At 47.3% G+C, this 20,106-nt stretch carries 13 protein-coding genes; 9 read left to right on the plus strand and 4 right to left on the minus strand.

What is annotated here, in order from left to right:
- Positions 1-335: 335 nt before the first annotated feature.
- The 4 genes from BMZ54_RS28215 (at position 336) to BMZ54_RS28230 (ending at position 4,012) form a co-directional block, all read left to right on the plus strand.
- Positions 336-1,382, plus strand: a complete 1,047-nt coding sequence (locus BMZ54_RS28215; RefSeq protein ID WP_089919841.1) for a GlxA family transcriptional regulator — start codon at positions 336-338, stop codon at positions 1,380-1,382.
- Between the two features lie 122 nt (positions 1,383-1,504).
- On the plus strand, positions 1,505-2,482 hold the full coding sequence (gap, locus tag BMZ54_RS28220) for a type I glyceraldehyde-3-phosphate dehydrogenase (RefSeq protein WP_089919842.1): 978 nt from the start codon (positions 1,505-1,507) through the stop codon (positions 2,480-2,482).
- A gap of 50 nt (positions 2,483-2,532) precedes the next feature.
- On the plus strand, positions 2,533-3,384 hold the full coding sequence (locus BMZ54_RS28225; RefSeq protein WP_089919845.1) for a helix-turn-helix domain-containing protein: 852 nt from the start codon (positions 2,533-2,535) through the stop codon (positions 3,382-3,384).
- Positions 3,385-3,466: 82 nt separating this feature from the next.
- Positions 3,467-4,012: a YbhB/YbcL family Raf kinase inhibitor-like protein gene (locus tag BMZ54_RS28230; protein ID WP_089919847.1), complete on the plus strand. Its 546-nt coding sequence runs from the start codon at positions 3,467-3,469 to the stop codon at positions 4,010-4,012.
- A gap of 92 nt (positions 4,013-4,104) precedes the next feature.
- On the opposite strand, the gene ppsA is transcribed toward BMZ54_RS28230, so the two are convergent.
- The 3 genes from ppsA to BMZ54_RS28245 all read right to left on the minus strand — a co-directional run bounded on the left by ppsA (position 4,105) and on the right by BMZ54_RS28245 (position 7,929).
- On the minus strand, positions 4,105-6,720 hold the full coding sequence (ppsA, locus tag BMZ54_RS28235) for a phosphoenolpyruvate synthase (protein WP_089919849.1): 2,616 nt from the start codon (positions 6,718-6,720) through the stop codon (positions 4,105-4,107).
- A gap of 18 nt (positions 6,721-6,738) precedes the next feature.
- Positions 6,739-7,194, minus strand: coding sequence for a MarR family winged helix-turn-helix transcriptional regulator (locus BMZ54_RS28240; RefSeq protein WP_089919851.1), 456 nt, complete (start codon positions 7,192-7,194; stop codon positions 6,739-6,741).
- A gap of 141 nt (positions 7,195-7,335) precedes the next feature.
- Positions 7,336-7,929 (minus strand): RNA polymerase sigma factor, encoded by a 594-nt coding sequence (locus tag BMZ54_RS28245; protein WP_089919853.1) that lies wholly within the window; start codon positions 7,927-7,929, stop codon positions 7,336-7,338.
- A gap of 135 nt (positions 7,930-8,064) precedes the next feature.
- Here BMZ54_RS28245 and BMZ54_RS28250 point away from each other — a divergent pair, with 135 nt between their 5' ends.
- The 5 genes from BMZ54_RS28250 to BMZ54_RS28270 all read left to right on the plus strand — a co-directional run bounded on the left by BMZ54_RS28250 (position 8,065) and on the right by BMZ54_RS28270 (position 17,721).
- Positions 8,065-9,216, plus strand: coding sequence for a FecR family protein (locus BMZ54_RS28250; protein ID WP_089919854.1), 1,152 nt, complete (start codon positions 8,065-8,067; stop codon positions 9,214-9,216).
- Positions 9,217-9,313: 97 nt separating this feature from the next.
- Positions 9,314-12,733: a TonB-dependent receptor gene (locus tag BMZ54_RS28255; RefSeq protein ID WP_089919856.1), complete on the plus strand. Its 3,420-nt coding sequence runs from the start codon at positions 9,314-9,316 to the stop codon at positions 12,731-12,733.
- Between the two features lie 11 nt (positions 12,734-12,744).
- A complete protein-coding gene (locus tag BMZ54_RS28260) occupies positions 12,745-14,685 on the plus strand; it encodes a RagB/SusD family nutrient uptake outer membrane protein (RefSeq protein WP_089919858.1) in 1,941 nt (646 codons plus the stop codon).
- 27 nt (positions 14,686-14,712) lie between these two features.
- Positions 14,713-15,468, plus strand: a complete 756-nt coding sequence (locus BMZ54_RS28265; protein WP_089919860.1) for a DUF3823 domain-containing protein — start codon at positions 14,713-14,715, stop codon at positions 15,466-15,468.
- 78 nt (positions 15,469-15,546) lie between these two features.
- On the plus strand, positions 15,547-17,721 hold the full coding sequence (locus tag BMZ54_RS28270) for a hypothetical protein (protein WP_089919862.1): 2,175 nt from the start codon (positions 15,547-15,549) through the stop codon (positions 17,719-17,721).
- Here the strand turns inward: BMZ54_RS28270 and BMZ54_RS28275 are convergent.
- Entirely contained in the window at positions 17,699-20,074 is a 2,376-nt protein-coding gene (locus BMZ54_RS28275; protein ID WP_089919865.1) for an alpha-L-rhamnosidase-related protein, read from the minus strand. The two genes, BMZ54_RS28270 and BMZ54_RS28275, sit on opposite strands and share 23 nt — an antisense overlap.
- Positions 20,075-20,106 lie beyond the last annotated feature (32 nt).

Raw genomic sequence — 20,106 nt, forward strand, 5'->3', positions numbered from 1 at the left:
TTTTTTCTGGAGATGGGCTGGTATGCACAATGAATAATTCCCGATCCACTTGTTGGACAGGGAGGAGTAGAATTTGCTTCATAACAAATTCCGCAGGCGGTTTTAATATAGTTCCTTATCATAGCTGCAGGTATGAATGACTTTGACTTTGGCATAAACTAAATATTATGCCGTTCTTATAAGGCATTGACAATGAGATGAAAAATGAAAAAGTATGGGGTAAATATGTACAGAAACGGACAGCCTGCGTCCGGTTTTGCCATCAGGAGGTAAATGGCCGAAACTGTATAATTTATGTCCTTTGAGACAGGCAGACAAAGTGCTAACTTTACCCTATGAAGCAGGACATCGAAGGCGCTAACAATTATCACCAAAAGAAACGGGTAGTGATTGTGGCAATGACCAGGCTCTTGTTGCTTGACTTTGCAGGCCCGGCAGATGTATTCAACTATGCTACAAGATGCCTGCAGGAAACCGGCGCAGGTGAAGGATATGAGGTACTAGTGGTAGCCCCGACTTCCGACAAGCTGGTTGCAATAGCAAGCGGCATCGAAATCCGTTGCAAATTATCTGCAATGGAGGTTGGGCTTCCCATAGATACACTTATCATTGCCGGCAATGATTTCAGTGAAGATACTGCAGCCGCGCTGGTTCCCTTTTATCAGTGGTTATCTACCGTTAACGAAGGCAATACCCGGCGGATCGCTTCTGTTTGTGGCGGCGCATTTGCATTGGCGAAGGCCGGCTTATTAAATGGCCGGAAAGCAACAACGCATTGGGACCTGAATGAAAAATTGAAAAAGAGCTATCCTCAGGTCAACGTGAATACAGATCCTTTTTTCACGAATGATGGAAATATTTATACCTCTGCCGGAGTGTCCGCAGGAATTGATCTGGCGCTTGCGCTCGTGGAAGAGGACTATGGAAAAGATATAGCGGTAAAGGTGGCACGGCAGCTGGTATTTTACCTGAGCAGGCCAGGCCTTCAATCTCAATTCGGAAATTTGCTACCCGTTTACGAGCGCTCAAACATTGCCAATAAGTTACAGGAATGGTTAAAAGACCATTTACATGAACCATTGGATGTAAGCAGCATTGCGGCACATCTTAATATGAGCGTACGCAACCTGACGCGCGTATTTCAGAAACAAACCGGTATGTCGCCTGCGAAATTCGTGGAAAAAACCAGGGTGGAAAACGCCAGAAGGCTTTTGGAAGACACCGACATTCCTTTGGAAAGGATCAGTGAACAATGCGGCCTGGGAGGCCTGGTATGCATGCGGCGGATATTCCTAAGACACCTCATGACAACGCCCTCTGATTACAGGCGGGCCTTCCGTACCTCATTGAAACATGCTGAAACGGAGCATTTGCTTTCCTGAGCGTCACAAATAAAACAAGATTATTGCTAATGCACCACCTGAAATGCACGCCTGTGCGTTCATGGGTAGCTATTGCCTTAATCTCTGAACGATAAGAAATATTTAATCGAAAAAATAACGACATGAAAATTGCAATCAATGGACTGGGCCGCATCGGCAGAATGACCCTCCGGGCATTACAAAACCATCCCGGAATTGAAGTGGTAGCGGTAAATGACTTAACAGATGCCAACACACTGGCGCATTTATTAAAGTATGATACTGCGCATGGCCGCTTCCCCGGTGAAGTAACCGCAGAAGATAATGCGCTGACTGTAAACGGAAAACGTATCGCGCTGCTCAGTGAGCGTGACCCGGCAAAACTGCCCTGGGCATCTTTGGGAATTGAGGCTGTTATTGAATCCACCGGCCGCTTTACCGATAAAACAACCGCACACGCGCATATTGCGGCAGGAGCAAAAAAAGTGCTCATCACCGCACCTGCATCAGGCGGGGTTAAGACGATTGTGCACGGCGTTAATAATGAGCTGATCGACGGCGATGTGATCTATAGCACTGCTTCCTGCACAACCGGCGCTATTGCACCTGTGCTGTCTGTGCTGGATAAAGAATTTGGCATTGAATCAGGTTATATGGTTACCATCCATGCCTTTACTGCAGATCAGAACCTGCAGGATGCTCCGCATAAGGACTTACGCCGGGCCCGTGCAGCTACCTGGTCTATCATTCCTACATCAACAGGCGCCGCTAAAGCCATTGGCGATGTACTCCCAAATCTCAAAGGAAAAATGGATGGCTATTCATACCGCGTGCCGGTTATTGATGGCTCCATCGTGGATCTATCCATCAACCTGAAGCAGGAAGTATCGAAAGAGGATGTTAAGAACACCCTGAAGCGCTATGCTGAAACTTCGCTGAAAGGCATCCTGGAATACACGGAGGAACCCTTCGTGTCCTCGGATATCCTTGGAAATACCCATTCTTCTATTGTCGATGGCAGTCTTACCAAAACTATTGGCCGCCTGGTTAAAGTGGTTGCCTGGTATGATAATGAAGTCGGAATATCTAACCGCATTGCGGAGCTGATAAGCAAATTATAAGGAGCGGATGGCGTAAATATATTTTCCTGAAAAGAGAATATATTTACGTCATGAACGGGCATGCCAACACATCAGGGGTAAAGCAGGATGAAAGTGCTGTTGCCATCCTTCGCTACCGCAACAGTGCGCCCCCTCCCAGGGCAAAAATAATGCTGCAGCAAAACCTGATCTCCTTTTTGCTGGAAGGTGAAAAAACGGTTCATTTTGCAGGCACACAGGTTACGGTAAAGCCGCAGCAGTTTGTAATGTTAGCTGCGGGGAACTGCCTGATGAGTGAAAAGATAGCCGCAAACAATGCAGACTATCACAGCATTCTTATTTTCTTTGACAATAACCTGCTGGCTGATTTTTTTAACCGGCATGCTTTGTTGCTGGATCAACAAACCAGGCAACCAGACAATCCTCCATTCCTGCTGTTTGAAAAGGATGAGTTCCTGGTGAATTTCACCCGGTCCCTTGACTGCATGCTGAGCGGTGATAAGCCGGTATACCACGGTCTGCAAAAGGTAAAGCTGGAAGAGCTGTTCTTATATCTGGCTATACAATACCCGGGACAGATCCGGCAGATCAGGAACATGAGCTATGAAGCAAATGACGACCTGGTAGTGCGCCAGGCAGTTACTTCGCATATAAACAGTAATATCACTGTAGAGGAGCTTGCCTTTTTATGTAACATGAGCCTTTCTACTTTTAAACGCAGGTTTGCCCGTATTTATGGCAACAGCCCAAACAGATGGCTCCTGGAAAAAAGGATGGAAAGAGCTGCTAAAATGCTCCGGCAGGACGATTGTAAAGCAAGCGAGATCTATTATGAGCTGGGTTATGAAAATCTGTCCAGCTTTATTCAATCCTTTAAGCAGATCTACGGTATAACGCCTAAACAGTACCAGTTATCAGGTTGAACGTTTAGCCATACTTTCTGAATGATTGCCTATCTTTTGCCGCTGGTCTTCGCAGCTACCTTTGAGTAATAATTCAAACAAAATGCAAAAGATCATGGCAACAGAAACTACCGCCACTACATTGAGCGGCAGTGCATCGGCACAAACATTTACTTTGAAAAGCAGGGAGCTTGGCGGTCAGCTGACCCAAAAGCAATATGCAAGCGGCATGGGTTTCAATGGTGAAAACCAGTCGCCACAGCTCTATTGGGAGAATGCTCCAAAGGAAACACAAAGCTTTGCAGTAACGGTCTATGACCTGGATGCGCCTACAGGCAGCGGCTTCTGGCACTGGGTGGTTTTCAATATCCCGCAAAACATCCACGAGTTAGCTTCAGGCGCCGGCGATCCGGATAAACACCTGCTTCCTCCGGGAGCCATCCAAAGCAATACGGATATTGGTGCACCCGGCTATATTGGCGCGGCCCCGAATGAGGGCCCAGCCCACCGTTACCTGATCACAGTGTATGCGCTTAGCAAAAAGCTGGACCTGGATAAAAACGTTACGCCCGCTTTCGTAGGTTTTAACATGCACTTTGCAACATTAGCCAAAGCTTCGCTGGTTGTTTACGGACAAAAACAGGATTAAATGATTTGCCCCGGCACTAAAAAAATGCCGGGGCAATTATTGCTTGCCGTTGTATTGGCGGAAGGGAATGATTAATAATGAATAATTAATAATTAAAGGATCTCAATATACCCATCGGTGCCGTTTACGCGTATCCGTTGTCCGTCTTTTATCAGCCTGGTGGCGTTCTCCACGCCCACAACGGCCGGTAATCCATATTCACGCGCAACAACGGCTCCGTGGGTCATTAGCCCGCCTACTTCGGTGACCAGGCCTTTTATGGATACAAACAAGGGTGTCCAGCTGGGATCTGTAAAGGTGGTGATTAAAATATCGCCTTCTTCTATATTGGCATCTTCCATATTTAAAATAACACGTGCGCGCCCTTCTATAATTCCGGAAGAAATAGCCAGGCCTGCAATGGCTTCAGCAGGGATATTTTCATGTTTGTACTGGCCCGTAATCATTTCGCCATCAGAGGTAATAACACGGGGCGGAGTTAGCTTTTCATATAACCTGTACTCATCTTTTCGTTTGTCGATGACCTGATAATCCAGCTTATTTGTGCGGATGGCTTCCTGCAATTCTTCAAAAGCGAGATAATAAATATCTTCTTTTTCATGAAGAATATTGGCTTGTACCAGCCGTTCTGCTTCTTTTAGTAAAGCCTGCTTATAAATGAAATAACGGTTCACAATGTCGTATTTCGGATATTCCCGGTAACCGATAAAATTCCGGATCAGGTCAATCATTTGTTTTGTTTCTCCGGCCTTTTGCTCCCCATCCGGTAATTGCTTCAACCGGGCTAATAGGTTCTGCTCTTTTTTCAAAGCTTCCTGTTGCCCCTGCTCAAATTTTTGTTTGCTGGCGCCAGGTGCAAGGTTTTTGATGTTACTCAGGATCATCGGTATCAGTATAGCTGGCTTTTCACTCCAGCGTGTTCTTGTAATATCGATCTCTCCGGCACACCGCATTCCATATTTGTCGAGATAAGCAGCAATAGCATCCCGCACCTGCTGCCCGCCTTTGAATTGCAGCAGCCCGTTCAGGAAGTTATCATCCTTTACCTGTTGCAGGTACTCAATGATTTCCGGGTAGGGACGGATCACATCTGCAACATCCAGCAGCGCCATACCCATTTCAGAAGTGACGTTGTTAGGTACAGACAGGGAAAGTGTATCTGCTACATTTTTTTCACCTAACCACTCATTCATTTTTTCATTGATCCATGCTGAAGCATGGATGCCGGCCATGATCACGTTCAGATTTTTCTGATCAGCCGCAAGCTGCCGCCGGTGCTGCGTATCTTCCAGGATACAATCAAATACATCCAATCCTGATTTCGTCTGGATCTTATTTTTTAAAGCTGCTAATGATGCCTCACTACTCTTAATCAAATGAGTAACGATTGCAGGGTCGTCTCCTGCTTCTGCCAGGATATCTGCAGACGACATACCTATATGGCTTTTAATAGGCCCTGGCTGGCTTTTGTCATTGGGGTCCAGCTTTATAAAATCGCGCTCTATGATGGTAATAAGCGCGCCTTTTATGAGCGGATCGGAGTGTCCTAAAACACCCAGTAAATTTTGCCTGCCGGCCGCTGAAGACAGGCCCATCGTGATATCCACAAACAGCCTTCCGGCAGCGGTTTTAAACATAGCCCGGTTACCTGTTAACATCCAGACAGAGATACCCAGTGGTTTAATAGGATCCGTCATCATTTGCTGATGGCCAACAGATACATACACGTGATTCTGCTGGTCATTTGCTTCAGGAATGGGAAATAAAGTGGTGATCGGCCGGCTCTGGACAATATAAAATGTACCATCTGCCAAACACCATTCAATATCCTGCGGGGCGCCGAAATGTGCTTCAATCTTTCTGCCAATGCGCGCAAGCTGCAGGATCTGCTCATCCGTAAGCGCCTGCTTAGACTGCATTTCAGATGGGATCTCCTGCTGTTGGGTACCGCCATCTTTTAAAGCATAAATAGCCAGTTTCTTAGTAGCGATCTTCTTGTCAATCACCTCACCACTCTGCACTTTATAAATATCAGCATTCACCAGGCCGGATACCAACGCTTCGCCTAACCCAAAGCTGGCGTCAATAGATAATACTTTCCTGTTACCGGTAACCGGATCGGCAGTAAACAAAATACCTGCTACCTGCGGGAAGACCATTTTCTGAATCACTACAGACAGATGCACCTTTCTATGGTCAAATCCATTTTGCAAACGATAGGTCACTGCTCTGTCTGTGAACAGGGATGCCCAGCATTTGCTGATATGTTCCAGGATGGCTTTTTTACCGGTGATGTTCAGATAAGTATCCTGCTGGCCTGCAAAAGAGGCCGCCGGAAGGTCCTCTGCTGTGGCGCTGGAACGTACGGCATACGCACTTTCTTCACCAAGCTGTTCAAGCTGCCGGGTGATCTCCTTACTGATACCTTCCGGAATAGCTATTTCTTCGATCAGCTTCCGGATCTTTGCACTGGTTTCACCAATACCTTTCCTGTTATCTGCTTTCAGAACACTCAGCTGATCCAGCAGTGAATTAAACGATGTATTATTTTCAATAATTTCTTTATATGCTTCCGTTGTAACGCAAAAGCCGCCGGGCACCTGTATTCCCTCGATCCCGGCTAATTCTCCCAGGTTGGCGCCTTTGCCGCCGGTCAGTGCCAGCTTTGTTTTGCCGGTTTCCTGAAAACCAAGTATGTAAGCGCTCATATTTTGTGTTTTTAATGATTATTTGTCTTTGAGATCATTGATGGTTTCATTCATTATTTCAACTGCTTTTAAAAAGTAGGTTTCAAGAACTTTGGTCTCCCTGTTTGAAAAGGACCCGATCAGTTCTTCTGACTTACTCCGGAAATTCTTGTAAAGCGGCGAAAAAAGCGCCATTATATTTTTAGTGATGGGCTCAATAATAACCTTCCGCCGGTCGTCTTCAGCAAATCGCCTTTTCACCAGCTTTTTCTTTTCAAACCGGTCTATTAAACCGGTAACTGCACCGGTTGTGAGCCCGGTTAAAGATGCAAGCTCACCGGCTGTCATTTGCCCCTGGACCATTAAAAATCCCAGGTACTTATGGTCGGTACCCGGAAGGCCGGCCTTTCGGGCAATGGCCTCATGCATCTGGATGGAGGTATATGCGTATTGCTGGCTCAATTTTCTTATGAGGGTTATTAGTTCGGCATCCATTTTATATCTTATTAAGTAAGTATCTTAGTGACAAAGATAATATTAATTGAGAAGATGGCAAATAGTTTTGAAAAGAACTTACAGGAAATGACGGGGAAGATCTGTTAAAAGGGATTAATCTATGCTGATTTTAGATTGGGATTACCTCACCCACATGATAAGCATCCATGTAAATATACCTATTGAAATATTCTTCAGCATCACTCTTAAATGATGTAGTGCATGGGTCAATTGATTTTCTACTGTTCGCTTGGAGATGCCCAGCTTTCCTGCAATCTGGTCATTGGTCAGGTGCTGCTGCCGGCTTAAAATAAAAACCTCCCGGCAGCGCTTGGGCAATTCCATTAAATGTTCATCAATATTATTCTTGAGCTCCAGGTAGCCCAGGTTTTCATCGCCCTGGTTGCGGCAAACCAGATCAGCTGATTCTTCCAGCGCTGCACTGTAGGTAACCGGGACGGCCTTTGCCTGCTTCATATATTTGTACACATGGTAACGTCCTGCAGCACGCAGGTAAGCGGAGAATGAAAGGATCTGCAGCTGTTCCCGTTTCAGCCAGATGTTCAGGAAAATATCATGGGTGATCTCCTTACTGATGGTCTCGTCTTTCACGTAGCTGTATACCGTGGTGTACACACTGGCCCAATATCTGTCAAATAATATTGAAAAGGCACTATGCCCACCCTGCAGAATGGCATTCCATAAATCGTGGTCTGATAATGTACGAGGAGACATAAGCGATACTAAATAAAGGTAAAAACTTTGGATTAGATTATAAAATGTTCCGGGGCAGAAATTTTTTTCTTAAACTTATGTGTGTGCCGCCTGAAAAAAGGCTCTTATTAATCAGAGGATCCATAAACTACCTGGATGACAACGGAGGAATACCTTTTATTATATGAAAAGTTCTTAGCCGGGAATTGCACGGAGGAGGAAAAGGAATTGCTTGCCGGTTATCTGGACGGCTTTGAGCTGGAGGAGCATCCCTGGAAAGGGGAAATGGGCAATAAGGAACAGGTCAGAACAGAGATCTATAACAGGCTGCAGGAAGAAATAAAGCCTGCAAAAAGGGTTTTATGGATGCCTGCTGCAAGGAGGATCGCCGCTGTTGCCGCTATTCTGTTAATAGTGCTCACAGCGGGGCTATACAGGTTTTTCTTTCATCCATCTTCACAGATATCTATTGAAAAAAAAATAGCGCAGCATCCCGGTAACGGCATAAAACCGGGAAACAACCAGGCTGTGCTAACATTGGCAGATGGCTCAGAGATTGTATTGGACAGTACAAAGAACGGCCTCCTTACCAGTAAGAACGGGGTTGAGATCAAGCAAACGCAGAAGGGACAGGTGCTGTATACCTGCCTCCAGCCTGCATCCCGGGGTGTTTCCTGGAATACCATTTCCACGCCGGTTGGCGGGCAATACCAGATCGTACTGGGAGATGGCACCCGGGCATGGCTCAATGCCGCATCGTCCCTGCGTTTTCCCATCACCTTTGAAGGCGCTGAAAGAGCAGTGGAAGTAAATGGGGAAGTATACTTTGAAGTAGCGCAGGACAGGTCGAAACCATTCAGGGTATCTTTTAACGGCAACACCATAGCGGTACTGGGCACGCACTTTAACGTGATGGCGTATCATGATGAGGCAAAGAGCAAAGTAACGCTGCTGGAAGGCGCAATACGGATCAGTAACCATACAGGACAACATCTACTCAAGCCTGGCATGCAGGCGCTCGTAGGGGATTCAAACAGTAACATCACTACCCGTAAGGCTAACCTGGAGGAAGCAGTAGCCTGGAAGAACGGTTATTTTATTTTTGACAATGAAAACATACAGAGCATTATGCGCAAGGTGGCACGCTGGTATAATGTAACTGTTACCTACCAGGGGGACATGACTGGCAAGGAATTTACCGGGACCGTTTCACGTTTTGAAAATGTATCAGAAGTATTAGGCATGCTGGAAGCAACCGAAATTATCCACTTTAACTTACAGGGGAGCAATATAAAAGTAACTCCCTGAGCTTATTCTAACAAACCAAAGGCTAAACATATCTATTGAACAACATGCTGCTATTTGCGGCATAGTCAACAATTCACAATTCCAAACAGAACAATGTATGCAATTCTACCTACACTTCAGGGAAGAATGGAGATTCCGCGTTCCATTAAAACTCCCGCTTAAGCTAAGGCTTACACTTATCTTTTTCATGGCCGCCTTTATGCAGGTATGCGCATCCGGATTTGCACAAAGCATAACGCTAACAGAAAATAATGCACCGCTTGAAAATGTGCTGGAAGCGCTTAAAAAGCAGAGCGGATACAATTTCCTGTACAACACACCCATGCTTGCCGGCGCCAGGCCGGTAACTATTTCTGTTAACAATGCTCCGATAGATGATGTGCTGAAGCTGTGCTTTAAAGATCAGCCGCTGGATTATACCATCAGGAAGAAGACGATCATTGTAAAGCCCAAAGCCGCCGCACCTGCGCCTGTGCCCCAGGCCATAACGGTAAAAGGAAGGGTTACCAACGAAAATAATGAGCCTTTACCCGGTGTAAGCATCGGCATTAAAGGAACGGCAAAAGGCACCACCACAGATGCTAACGGCAGCTATATCCTGAATGTTCCTGAAGGTAATGAAACGCTGGTATTTACCTTTATCGGCTACGCTACCCGGGAGGTGCCGGTGAATAACCGCACTACACTGGATGTACAGCTAACCGCAGAGAACAAGGCTTTAAGCGAGGTAGTGGTAGTAGGTTATGGCCAGCAAACAAAGGCAACCGTTACCGGCGCTATCACTTCCATAAAGAGCGCCGATATCATCGTTACCAAAAATGAGAACGTAATGAATATGCTTACCGGTAAGCTTGCCGGCGTGCGTATTGTACAAAGATCCTCTGAGCCGGGAACCTTCAATAATACATTTGACATCCGCGGCCTGGGCGATGCATTGGTGATCATTGACGGTATTCCGCGCGATAATATGTCGAGGTTAAATCCTGAAGATATAGAAAGCGTATCCGTATTAAAAGACGCAGCAGCATCCGTATATGGCGTTCGTGCAGCCAACGGCGTAGTATTGATCACCACCAAGCGGGGCAAGGTAGGCGCCACCAGGATCAGCTACAGCGCTAACTTCGGGCTGCAAACGCCTATCGGTTCCCCCAAAAGCACCAGCGCAGCTGACTGGATGACGCTTGCAAATGAAAAATCCATGCACAATCAAAGCGGAGGAACGTTACGCTACTCACCGGACGAGATCGAAGCTTACCGGAATGGGACCAAACAAGGTACGGACTGGTATGATGCTGTGCTGAGAAAAAGCGCTCCGCAAATGCAGCATACCATCAGCACAAGCGGCGGATCTGACCGGCTGCAGTATTATGCATCCATGGGCTACCTGTCACAGGAATCCTTTCTCCGCAGCAACAGCAATAGTTATAAACGGTATAATTTACGGTCGAATGTTACGGGCCAGATCTCAGACAGATTGAAGGTAGATGTACAGCTGAACGGAATTTATGACGAGTCAGACAAGAATTATGAAAATACAGACTGGATCATACGTTCTATGGAAAGGTCGGCCGCTATTCAGCCTATCTATGCCAATAACAATCCCGATTATTTGCAGAACGGTTTTGTGGACGGCTCCAATCCCGTGGCCATGGCCAATGCGGATGTAAGCGGTTACCGGAAATTCAGGAATAAATGGTTCCAGTCTGCCGTGAGCCTGGAATATACGGTTCCCTTTATCCCGGGATTGAGGGCAAGAGGCATGTTCGGTTATGATTACCAGAACATTGACAATAAAGCCTATAAAAGCACCTATAACCTGTATGATTATGATGATGCGGCTAACAACTATAAGCCGGTAACAAACCAGAGCCCCAGCACCATCCGCCGGGAATATTATACAAAACAGTCCATACTAAGCCAGCTCTCATTGAACTATAACCGCACCTTTAATAACATGCATAACGTAAGCGTGCTGCTGTTATATGAAGGACAGTCCCGCAAAGGCGATAACCTGTATGCCCAAAGAGAATTAGCGCTCCCGCTGGATCAGCTCTCCGCAGGGAACAGTAATAACCAGCTGGGAAGCATGTCAACCAATGCAGCTGATCTTTATGATTATGCCAATGTAGGATACGTGGGCAGGCTCAATTACAATTTTAAAGGGAAGTACCTGGCTGAGTTCAGCTTTCGTTATGACGGATCTTCCAAATTTGATCCCTCCCACCGCTGGGGCTTTTTCCCTTCCGGCTTCCTGGGATGGCGTTTTACAGATGAGAATTTCTGGAAAGCATTAAACATCAAATTTATTGACAATGCAAAACTCAGGGCTTCCTATGGCGTGCTGGGTGATGACAATGCATCTACCTACCAGTATTTAAATGGCTACACCTACCCTGCCGGCGGTAACAATAATGAATTGCCCGGAGGTACCCATTTTGACGGAACTTTTGTGAATGCCTCTGCCAGCACAGGAATAGCCAATAAAAATATTACCTGGTACACTGCTAAAACGTTTAATGTTGGCCTGGATCTGAATACAAAGAACGGTGTGCTGGGATTGGTGATAGACTACTTTCAGCGTAACCGCAACGGCTTACTGGCTACCCGCAGTGTAAGCCTGCCTTCTGTAGTAGGAGCAGCCTTACCCCAGGAAAACCTTAACGGGGATCTTACCAGGGGCATTGACATTGAGATCAACCATCACTACCACATTGGCGAGGTAGATTATTCACTGAGGGGAACATTCGGATACACCCGCACCCGGTTCACCCACCAGGAAGTGGGCATTTATGGCAGCGGCTATGATGAATGGCGCAATAACAACAATCAGCGTTATTCAGATATCGTATGGGGCTTCAAAGGCATAGGCCAGTTCCAGTCTTACGAGGAAATTGCCAACAGCCCGGTTAAGTATGATCAGAATACCCTGCCGGGTGATTATAAATATGAGGATACGAATGGCGATGGTATGATCTCTGACCTGGACCTGCAGCCCATCAGCTACAGCGGCCGCCCGCAGATGACCTTTGGCTTAACCATGAATGCTTCCTGGAAGGGGTTTGATGTTAGCCTGCTGTTCCAGGGCGCTGCAAAGGTTTGGGTAAATTATGTTGAAATACTGGCTGAACCCATTTGGGGATCCAACTATTCCAACGCGCTTGAAATGTTCATGGACAGATGGCACCCGGTTGATCCAACTGCCAATCCCTATGATCCCAATACACAATGGGTAAAAGGGAAATACGCCTACACCGGCACAGTACCCAGGGGTAACTCAACATTCGCGTATAATAACGCCAGCTACCTGCGCCTGAAAACAGTGGAGCTGGGATATTCCATCCCCGAACACGTGATGAAAAGAATAGGCATCAAAGGCGCGCGGGTATACGTGAATGCATACAATGTACAAACGTGGTCCGGGATGAAATTCATTGACCCGGAACATCCAAATGACAGCTACGGGAACGTATATCCCCTGAACAGAACCTATAACCTGGGCTTTAACATCGACCTTTAATAACACTGATCATGAGAACATTCAAATATATCATCTTATTCGTTGCGGGTCTTTGGGCTATTTCATGTACCAAGCTGGATATCTCGCCCACCAACATTATTCAGGATAACACCATTTTTGGCTCTGAAGACGGTCTTAAATCGTATATGGCCAGGATCTACAGCGAGCTGCCGGTAGAAGATTTCCGGTATGGGCCCGAGCGCCTTTTTCACCGCTTTTATGTACTCAGGGTGCCTGCTTCCATGACAGGTGAAGCATTGTGCCGGGAAGTGAACGGCTCCATTACCGAAGCTACCTCCTCCGATAACGGGGACACCTGGGGCGATTTTTATGCATTGATAAGGGAGTGCAACTACTTCCTGCAAAACATTGGCAACTATGCCAGCAAGTATTCGGCAGAGAATGTGAATATGTATAAAGGGGAATGCTATTTCGTACGTGCATTTACGTACTATGCGCTGGCCAAACGTTATGGAGGCGTGCCGCTGGTAACCCGTGTACTGAATTATCCGGATGAGTCCATCAAGGATATTGATATTGCCCGTTCATCTGAAGAAGCTACCTGGAACCAGGTAGCCAATGACTTTGACAGCGCCATAGCGCTTTTGCCGGTAAAGAACCAGGCAGGCCGTGCTAATAAATATGCGGCGTATGCCTTTAAGGCCCGGGCCATGCTGCATGCAGGCTCAATAGCCAAATACAATACCAGTAACTTAACCAATGGAGGTATACGTTTATGCGGCATGAATACCAGCCTCGCCAAAGATTTCTTTACCAAGGCATATGAAGCATCGCTGGCAGTAGATGGGGGTGGGTATTCCCTTTACATGAATGAGTGGGCGGCCAATGACCGGGAGGCGCAGTACAAAAACTACCTGAACCTGTTTTCCAAACCCACCAGCTCAGAAGCCATTTTTGTGAAGGAATACGGTTATCCGGAATCCGTGCACGGGTACGATGCTTACAATGTGCCCGCACAATATAAAGGCGCTAACGGGTACTCTTCCGAAACCAATCCTACTTTGAACTTTGTTGAAATGTTTGACGGGATGGACAAGGACGACAAGGGCCATTTGAATGTATATAACCCTGACGGCACGTATAAGCTCTACGACAATACCATGGATTTCTTTGCCACCGCAGAACCCAGGTTAAGAGCTACTGTGATCCTTCCGGGCGATTTGTTTAAAGGCGTACCCTGCCAGATCTGGAGAGGCATTTATAAAGGTAATTCCACCACTTCCATCAGCAGGCTTATTCCTGAAGGCAGTACAGTAAAATATGAGAACTCCGGCAGCGCCGGTTTGCTGGTTACTTCTTCAAGCGGCAGCCAGACAGCCTATACCCTGCATAACGGAGTAAAAATGAATCCGGCAGGCGCAAGCGGTGTTTTTTATGGCGACAGAACCTGTGCTATGTCTGGCTTTACCATCCGGAAATGGCTGAATGAAAGCTTAACCCAGGACCAGGTGCTAGAGAACAGGTCAGATCAGCCCTGGATTGAAATGCGGTATGCAGAAGTATTATTAACACGTGCGGAAGCAGCAGCGGAGCTGGCGTCCCTGGGAACTGCCACCTTCCTGGGCGCTGCATATGAAGCGATAGATAAAATAAGAACAAGGGCCGGTGCAACACTGCTTACCGGGGAGGAAAAATCTTCCGTAAATACTTTCATCAGCGCCGTACGTAAGGAACGCCGTAAAGAGCTGGCCTTTGAAAACAAGACCTGGTGGGATCTTAAACGCTGGAGGGTTATAGCCAGTGAGCAATCGAACACCCGCTGGCGCACATTAATGCCCTTTTACGCAGATCTTGCCGGGAAGTACTTTTTTGACGCGCGGTATGACGAAACCGGGAATACCTACACATTTGATACCAGGTGGTATTACCAGGAAATACCGGGTGCTGCTATTTCAACAAGCACCAAGATGATTCAGAATCCAGGGTATTGATCTTTTTCATTCATTCAATTCAGGAAAATGAAACTCAATTATATTATTATCATCAGCATGCTGGGCCTCTTATCCTTTACGGCCTGTACAAAATATGACAATTACGAAAAACCCAGCATGACGCTGAAAGGGGCCATCACAGACTCTGTTACAGGACAGGGACTGCAAACACAGCTGGGGGATAACGGGGTGCGTTTCAGAATGCGGGACCTTAGCTACAAGGCCAGTCCTACACCCTGGTATTTTACCTGCAAGCAGAACGGCGAATTTGAATGTGCAATGGTGCCGGCCGGCACCTACAATGTAACGCCGCTGGGGCCTTTTATTCCGCTTGTTTTAACTGACAGCAACGGGGATACTACCCGTAACGGGAGCATCACGGTTGATATTAACGGGAGTGTAACAAAGAACTTCACGGTGGTGCCGTTCCTGGTAGTGACCTGGATCGGCAAGCCGGTTGTTAATAATGATAAAACCATCACCGTGCAGTTTAAAGTAACAAGAGGTACTACAGATGCTGCTTTTCAGCAGGAATGTACCAACATCTACCTGTATGTAAATTCATCCAGCTTTAATGTGGGGGATAATAATTACGATTCCCGGTATACGGTGGCAGTCAATAATCCCAATGATGTATTGGGTCAAACGCTTACGGTAACCACCCCGGCATTGCCTTACGCCAATACAAACTATTACCTGCGTGCAGGTGCCCGTATTAATTATAGCGTTGAAGGAACCAACCGGTATAATTATAATGAAGCCATTCAGGTGAAGGTGCCTTAGAAGAACGTCATTGCGGGGAGCCTCCCCGCTCCTCGCAATGACGCGATTAAAACGGATAACCATTTTAAAAACTAACGAATGAAAAGAGTGCCGATCTTTTTCCATTGCCTTTGTATTGCCTATGCTGTTAATGCACAGCAACCCGTACTAAAAGAGAAAACCGCGTTCCAGACCAGCAGTGCCTGGATGCCTGAAATAGATGTGCGCTCGGATATTGCCATCATCTACGGCGCCAATGACCGGAGCCGCCAAACTTTTGAAGAACGTGTACGCTCCTGGCGTGAGCGTGGTTATAATACGCATTTTATGACCGGCATTGCCTGGGGCCAGTACGGAGATTACTTCTTCGGTAAATGGGATGGGCAGCAGCACCTTGGCGTAGGACAGGTGCAGCAGAACGGGGATACCATCTGGCATGGCCATAATATGCCGTACATAGTACCGGAAAGATCTTTTGTTGAATACATGAAAAAAGGCGTGATCAAAAAAGTGATAGACGCCGGCATCAGCTCCATTTATTTAGAAGAGCCGGAATTTTGGGCCAGGGCGGGTTACAGCGCAGTGTTCAAAAAAGAGTGGCAGGATTATTACGGCTTCCCCTGGAGGCCGCAGCATGAATCGGCGGAGAACACCTACCTCTCCAACAAGCTGAAATACCATATGTATTACAATGCAATCAAAGAAGTATCTGATTATGCAAAAGCATATGGTAAAAGCAAGGGCGTGAATGTGAAAGTGTACATCCCCACGCACTCGCTGGTGAATTACTCCTCCTGGAAAATAGTGAGCCCGGAAGCCAGCCTGGCATCCCTGCCCGGCATTGACGGGTACATTGCACAGGTATGGACCGGCACTTCGCGGGAACCCGTCTATTACAACGGTGTGCAAAAGGAAAGGGTATTTGAGAATGCTTTCCTGGAATACGGCTCCATGGTATCCATGACAGCGCCTACCGGCAGAAAGCTGTTCTTTCTTACAGACCCTATAGAAGACTGGCCGCGTGACTGGAGTGATTACAAACGGAACTATGAGGCCACTTTCACCGCGGAGCTGTTATATCCCATGGTGGCGGATTATGAAGTAATGCCCTGGCCGGAGCGCATCTATACCCGGCCATACAAGGTAGCCAACAGCGACAGCAGTGTATTGATCCCCCGGTATTATTCCACGCAAATGCAGATCATGGTGAATGCGTTGAACAATATGCCTTTATCAGATAACCGCGTTTCAGGCGTGAACGGCATCGGGGTGCTGATGGGCAACTCGCTGATGTTCCAGCGCTTCCCTACCCACAACGGGTTTGAGGATCCGCAGTTCTCTAACTTCTACGGACAAACGCTGCCCTTATTAAAGCTGGGCATACCGGTGCAGACAGTGCATATGGAAAACCTGGCCTATGCGGCGTCATTGAAGGGCATTAAAGTGCTGGTCATGAGCTATTCAAATATGAAACCTATGTCAGCGGATGTGCATCAGCAGCTGGCAGCATGGGTAAAAAAGGGTGGAGTGCTGATCTATTGCGGCCGCGACGATGATCCTTACCAGTCAGTAATGGAATGGTGGAATACCAAAGGCAATCAATACAAAGCACCCTCAGAACATTTGTTCAAACTGCTGGGTATAAAAGCGGATGCTGGCGGCTCCTTTAAAGCAGGAAAGGGAATGGTGTACGTAATGCGGCAGCATCCCAAAGAATTTGTGATGCAGGCCGGCGCCGGCAGCCAATATGTGAACCTGGTAAAGGAAGCCTATGAGAAAGGCGCTGCAGCAGGTAAGCTTGAAATGAAAAATAACCTGTACGTGGAAAGAGGCCCCTACGACATCATTGCCGTGATGGATGAAAACATGGAAACTGCGCCTTACACAGTAAAAGGCCCTGTGATAGACCTGTTCAATCCCACGCTGCCCGTGCTGAAAGAGAAAGTGGTAACGCCCGGCACACAGGCATTGTTATATAACCTGAACAGGGTAGCAAACAGGAAACAACCCAAAGTGCTGGCTGCTGCCGCACGGATCTATAACGAGCAGGCAACAGCCGGCAGCTATAGCTTTGTGGCCAAAAGCCCTGTAAAAACCCTGAATGCCATGCGGGTACTGCTACCGGCAGCCCCGCTGGCCGGCAGCACTGTCGTAAAAAATAGCGCAGGCGAAACATTGAAAGACGTAAAAACCGAATGGGACGCCGATTCCGGAACCTATTTTATGGAGTTCGAGAACAGCCCGGAGGGCATCAGCGTGCAGATAAAGTGGTAGGGAGAACGTACTCGTTCTCCCCTGCCTTAAGCTGATACTTTTTCGTTTTCCATATAAGCGTACCCGTAGTTTTTGCGGGTAAAACGATCTTTATTTTCCACTTGTCTCCGTCCAATGTATACGCTACGGCAACTTTTCCGTTCGGATGCGGCATTTCACCGCTTACATTGGTCAGGTCACCCAGGTGCGGTTCTATTTTTATTTTACAGAAGCCAGGCGCATCGCTGTCAATACCCAGCACTGTTCTGAAAAATTCAATATTGGGGCTGGCTCCCCAGGCATGGCAATCGGAACGGCTGTTTGGCAGATCGGATATTTCAGCCCAGGTGGTTAACCCCATTTTAATATTATCCCGCCACACATCCAGCCATTTGAGGTAATCATTTCCCAGGCCGCCTTTTACCAGCGCCTGGTGCAGGTAATACTTAAAATAAATGGTGCACTGGGTCAGGGAATTATCCTTTAAAAGGTTGTTACACACTGCAGGCAGGTCCTTTTGATCTACCAGGCCGGCCAATATGGCCAGCGAATTGGCATGCTGCGAATACACATCTTTTTCATTCGTATCTGCATACAATTTCCTGGATGCATTCCAATATTTGGCCTGGATGGTTTGTTTTAATTGTGCAGCTTTTTGCCGGTATAGCGCAGCATATGCCGGCATACCCATGCCGGATTCCAGCTCAGCAGCCCATTGGTAAGCCATCAGCAATTGCAGGTCCAGGATGGCCGATGCACCATCGCTGCCTTTGGGGGCCATGGCAAAATCCCATCCTTTCCCTCCAACCCAATCTATAAAATTCCAGTAAGGCGTGCCTCTTAACGAACCATCTGCCCCCTGGTATTTGCTGAAAAAATCCAGCACAGCGCGTTCGCCGGTCAGCTTATCTTTTAGAAAGCTGCTGTCTGACCGGTACATCCGGTAATCATGCAGCATACCAATGTACCATAAGGAAAAGGTGGATATGATCTGTGTACTATGCGTAGGCCAGCGGCTTTGCGTAACGCCTTCTGTTATACGGGAATGGTCCATCAGGTTAATGGCATTGCGCGCCAGCCGGTCGTCGCCGCTATTGTAGTAGCTGATCATGGCCTGTATGCGCGTATCTCCTATGTACTGCAATTGCTCATAATAAGGGCAATCCCAATAGGTTTCCATGGCGCACAGGCGGGCGGTACGCCATCCTATGTCCAGGATCTTTTTTATTTCAGCATTGTCTGTATTAAAGGCTGCGTTGAATTTAAACGGATAGCCCGTAAATACGCCGGAAAGATCATCTATTACCAATGGCTCTTTTTCGGTATGCACCGTTACCAGGATATAACGAAAGCTTCTCCAGTAAAGGGTTGTATAAGACTGGCCGGTACTGCCATCGGAGATCAGGCTGTCCTTTCGTCCTTTAAAGTCTTTGCCATCCACATCGTTCCGGTTGCCTTTGCGGTCGCCATACTTTTTTACATCATCAAAAAGCGATTCAGCATACCGCATGGAAATACCCGCATCCCTGCCTTTGCTAAAGTTCAGGTTGATGTATGCATTAGTCAGGTAGGTTTGATCCAGCAGGAAAGAGACGGTAGTATCGGCAGGAATGGTAATGGTTGTTTTTTCTGCCGGGAATGTAGCAGGCAGGCTGATGCCGGTTGCTTTACGCACAACAGGCAGCCGCTGGTAAGCCAACTCCATCTGGGGCAATGAGGAAGGCACCAACATCCAGCCATATCCATCACCCCCACCCTTTAAACGGCCTCCGAATAAATTAGCGGCCTGCGGCCAGCTGTTGTCATCAAAACCAGCAGTCATCCAGCCATGAACAGATTGCCGCATATCAACCAGCTCACCGGTGCTGGCGGCAAAAAAGCCTGTAACAGGCTGGTAGCCCTTATCCCGGGTACATTTCCAGGTATTATTGGTATTCAGGATCTCTTCACCGGAAGTGCTTCCCTGTACAATGAATGCGGTTCTTAGGGTGATCTGCGCCTCCGGGCGGTTATCGGCCTCATTATACACCAGCGCCGCCACTGTATTTTTGCCGGCAACCAGGTAAGGCGCCAGGTCCACCGTTTCATAATTCCAGTAATAGGTATCTCCGCGCGCCGGCCCTAAAGATACCAGTGTACCGTTTACATACAATTTATAACGGTTATCGGCAGATACATGGATGATAAAGCTGGCAGGTTTAACGGCGAGATCAATATTCTTCCGGAAATAATAAACCCCATACCCGGTGCCCGGGTCATTGGGCGCCGCTATCCAGTTGGCATTCCATGGCCTGCTTACCGGAGATTGGGCGTAGCTGGTTTCGGTCAGTAAGAAACTGCAAAGCGCGAGTACCGCAGAAAAGAATCTGTTCATTAATGCGTGGAATTAGAATGAGCACCCAATAT

This window comes from Chitinophaga rupis, from assembly GCF_900109685.1.
GTDB classification, from domain to species: Bacteria; Bacteroidota; Bacteroidia; order Chitinophagales; family Chitinophagaceae; genus Chitinophaga; species Chitinophaga rupis.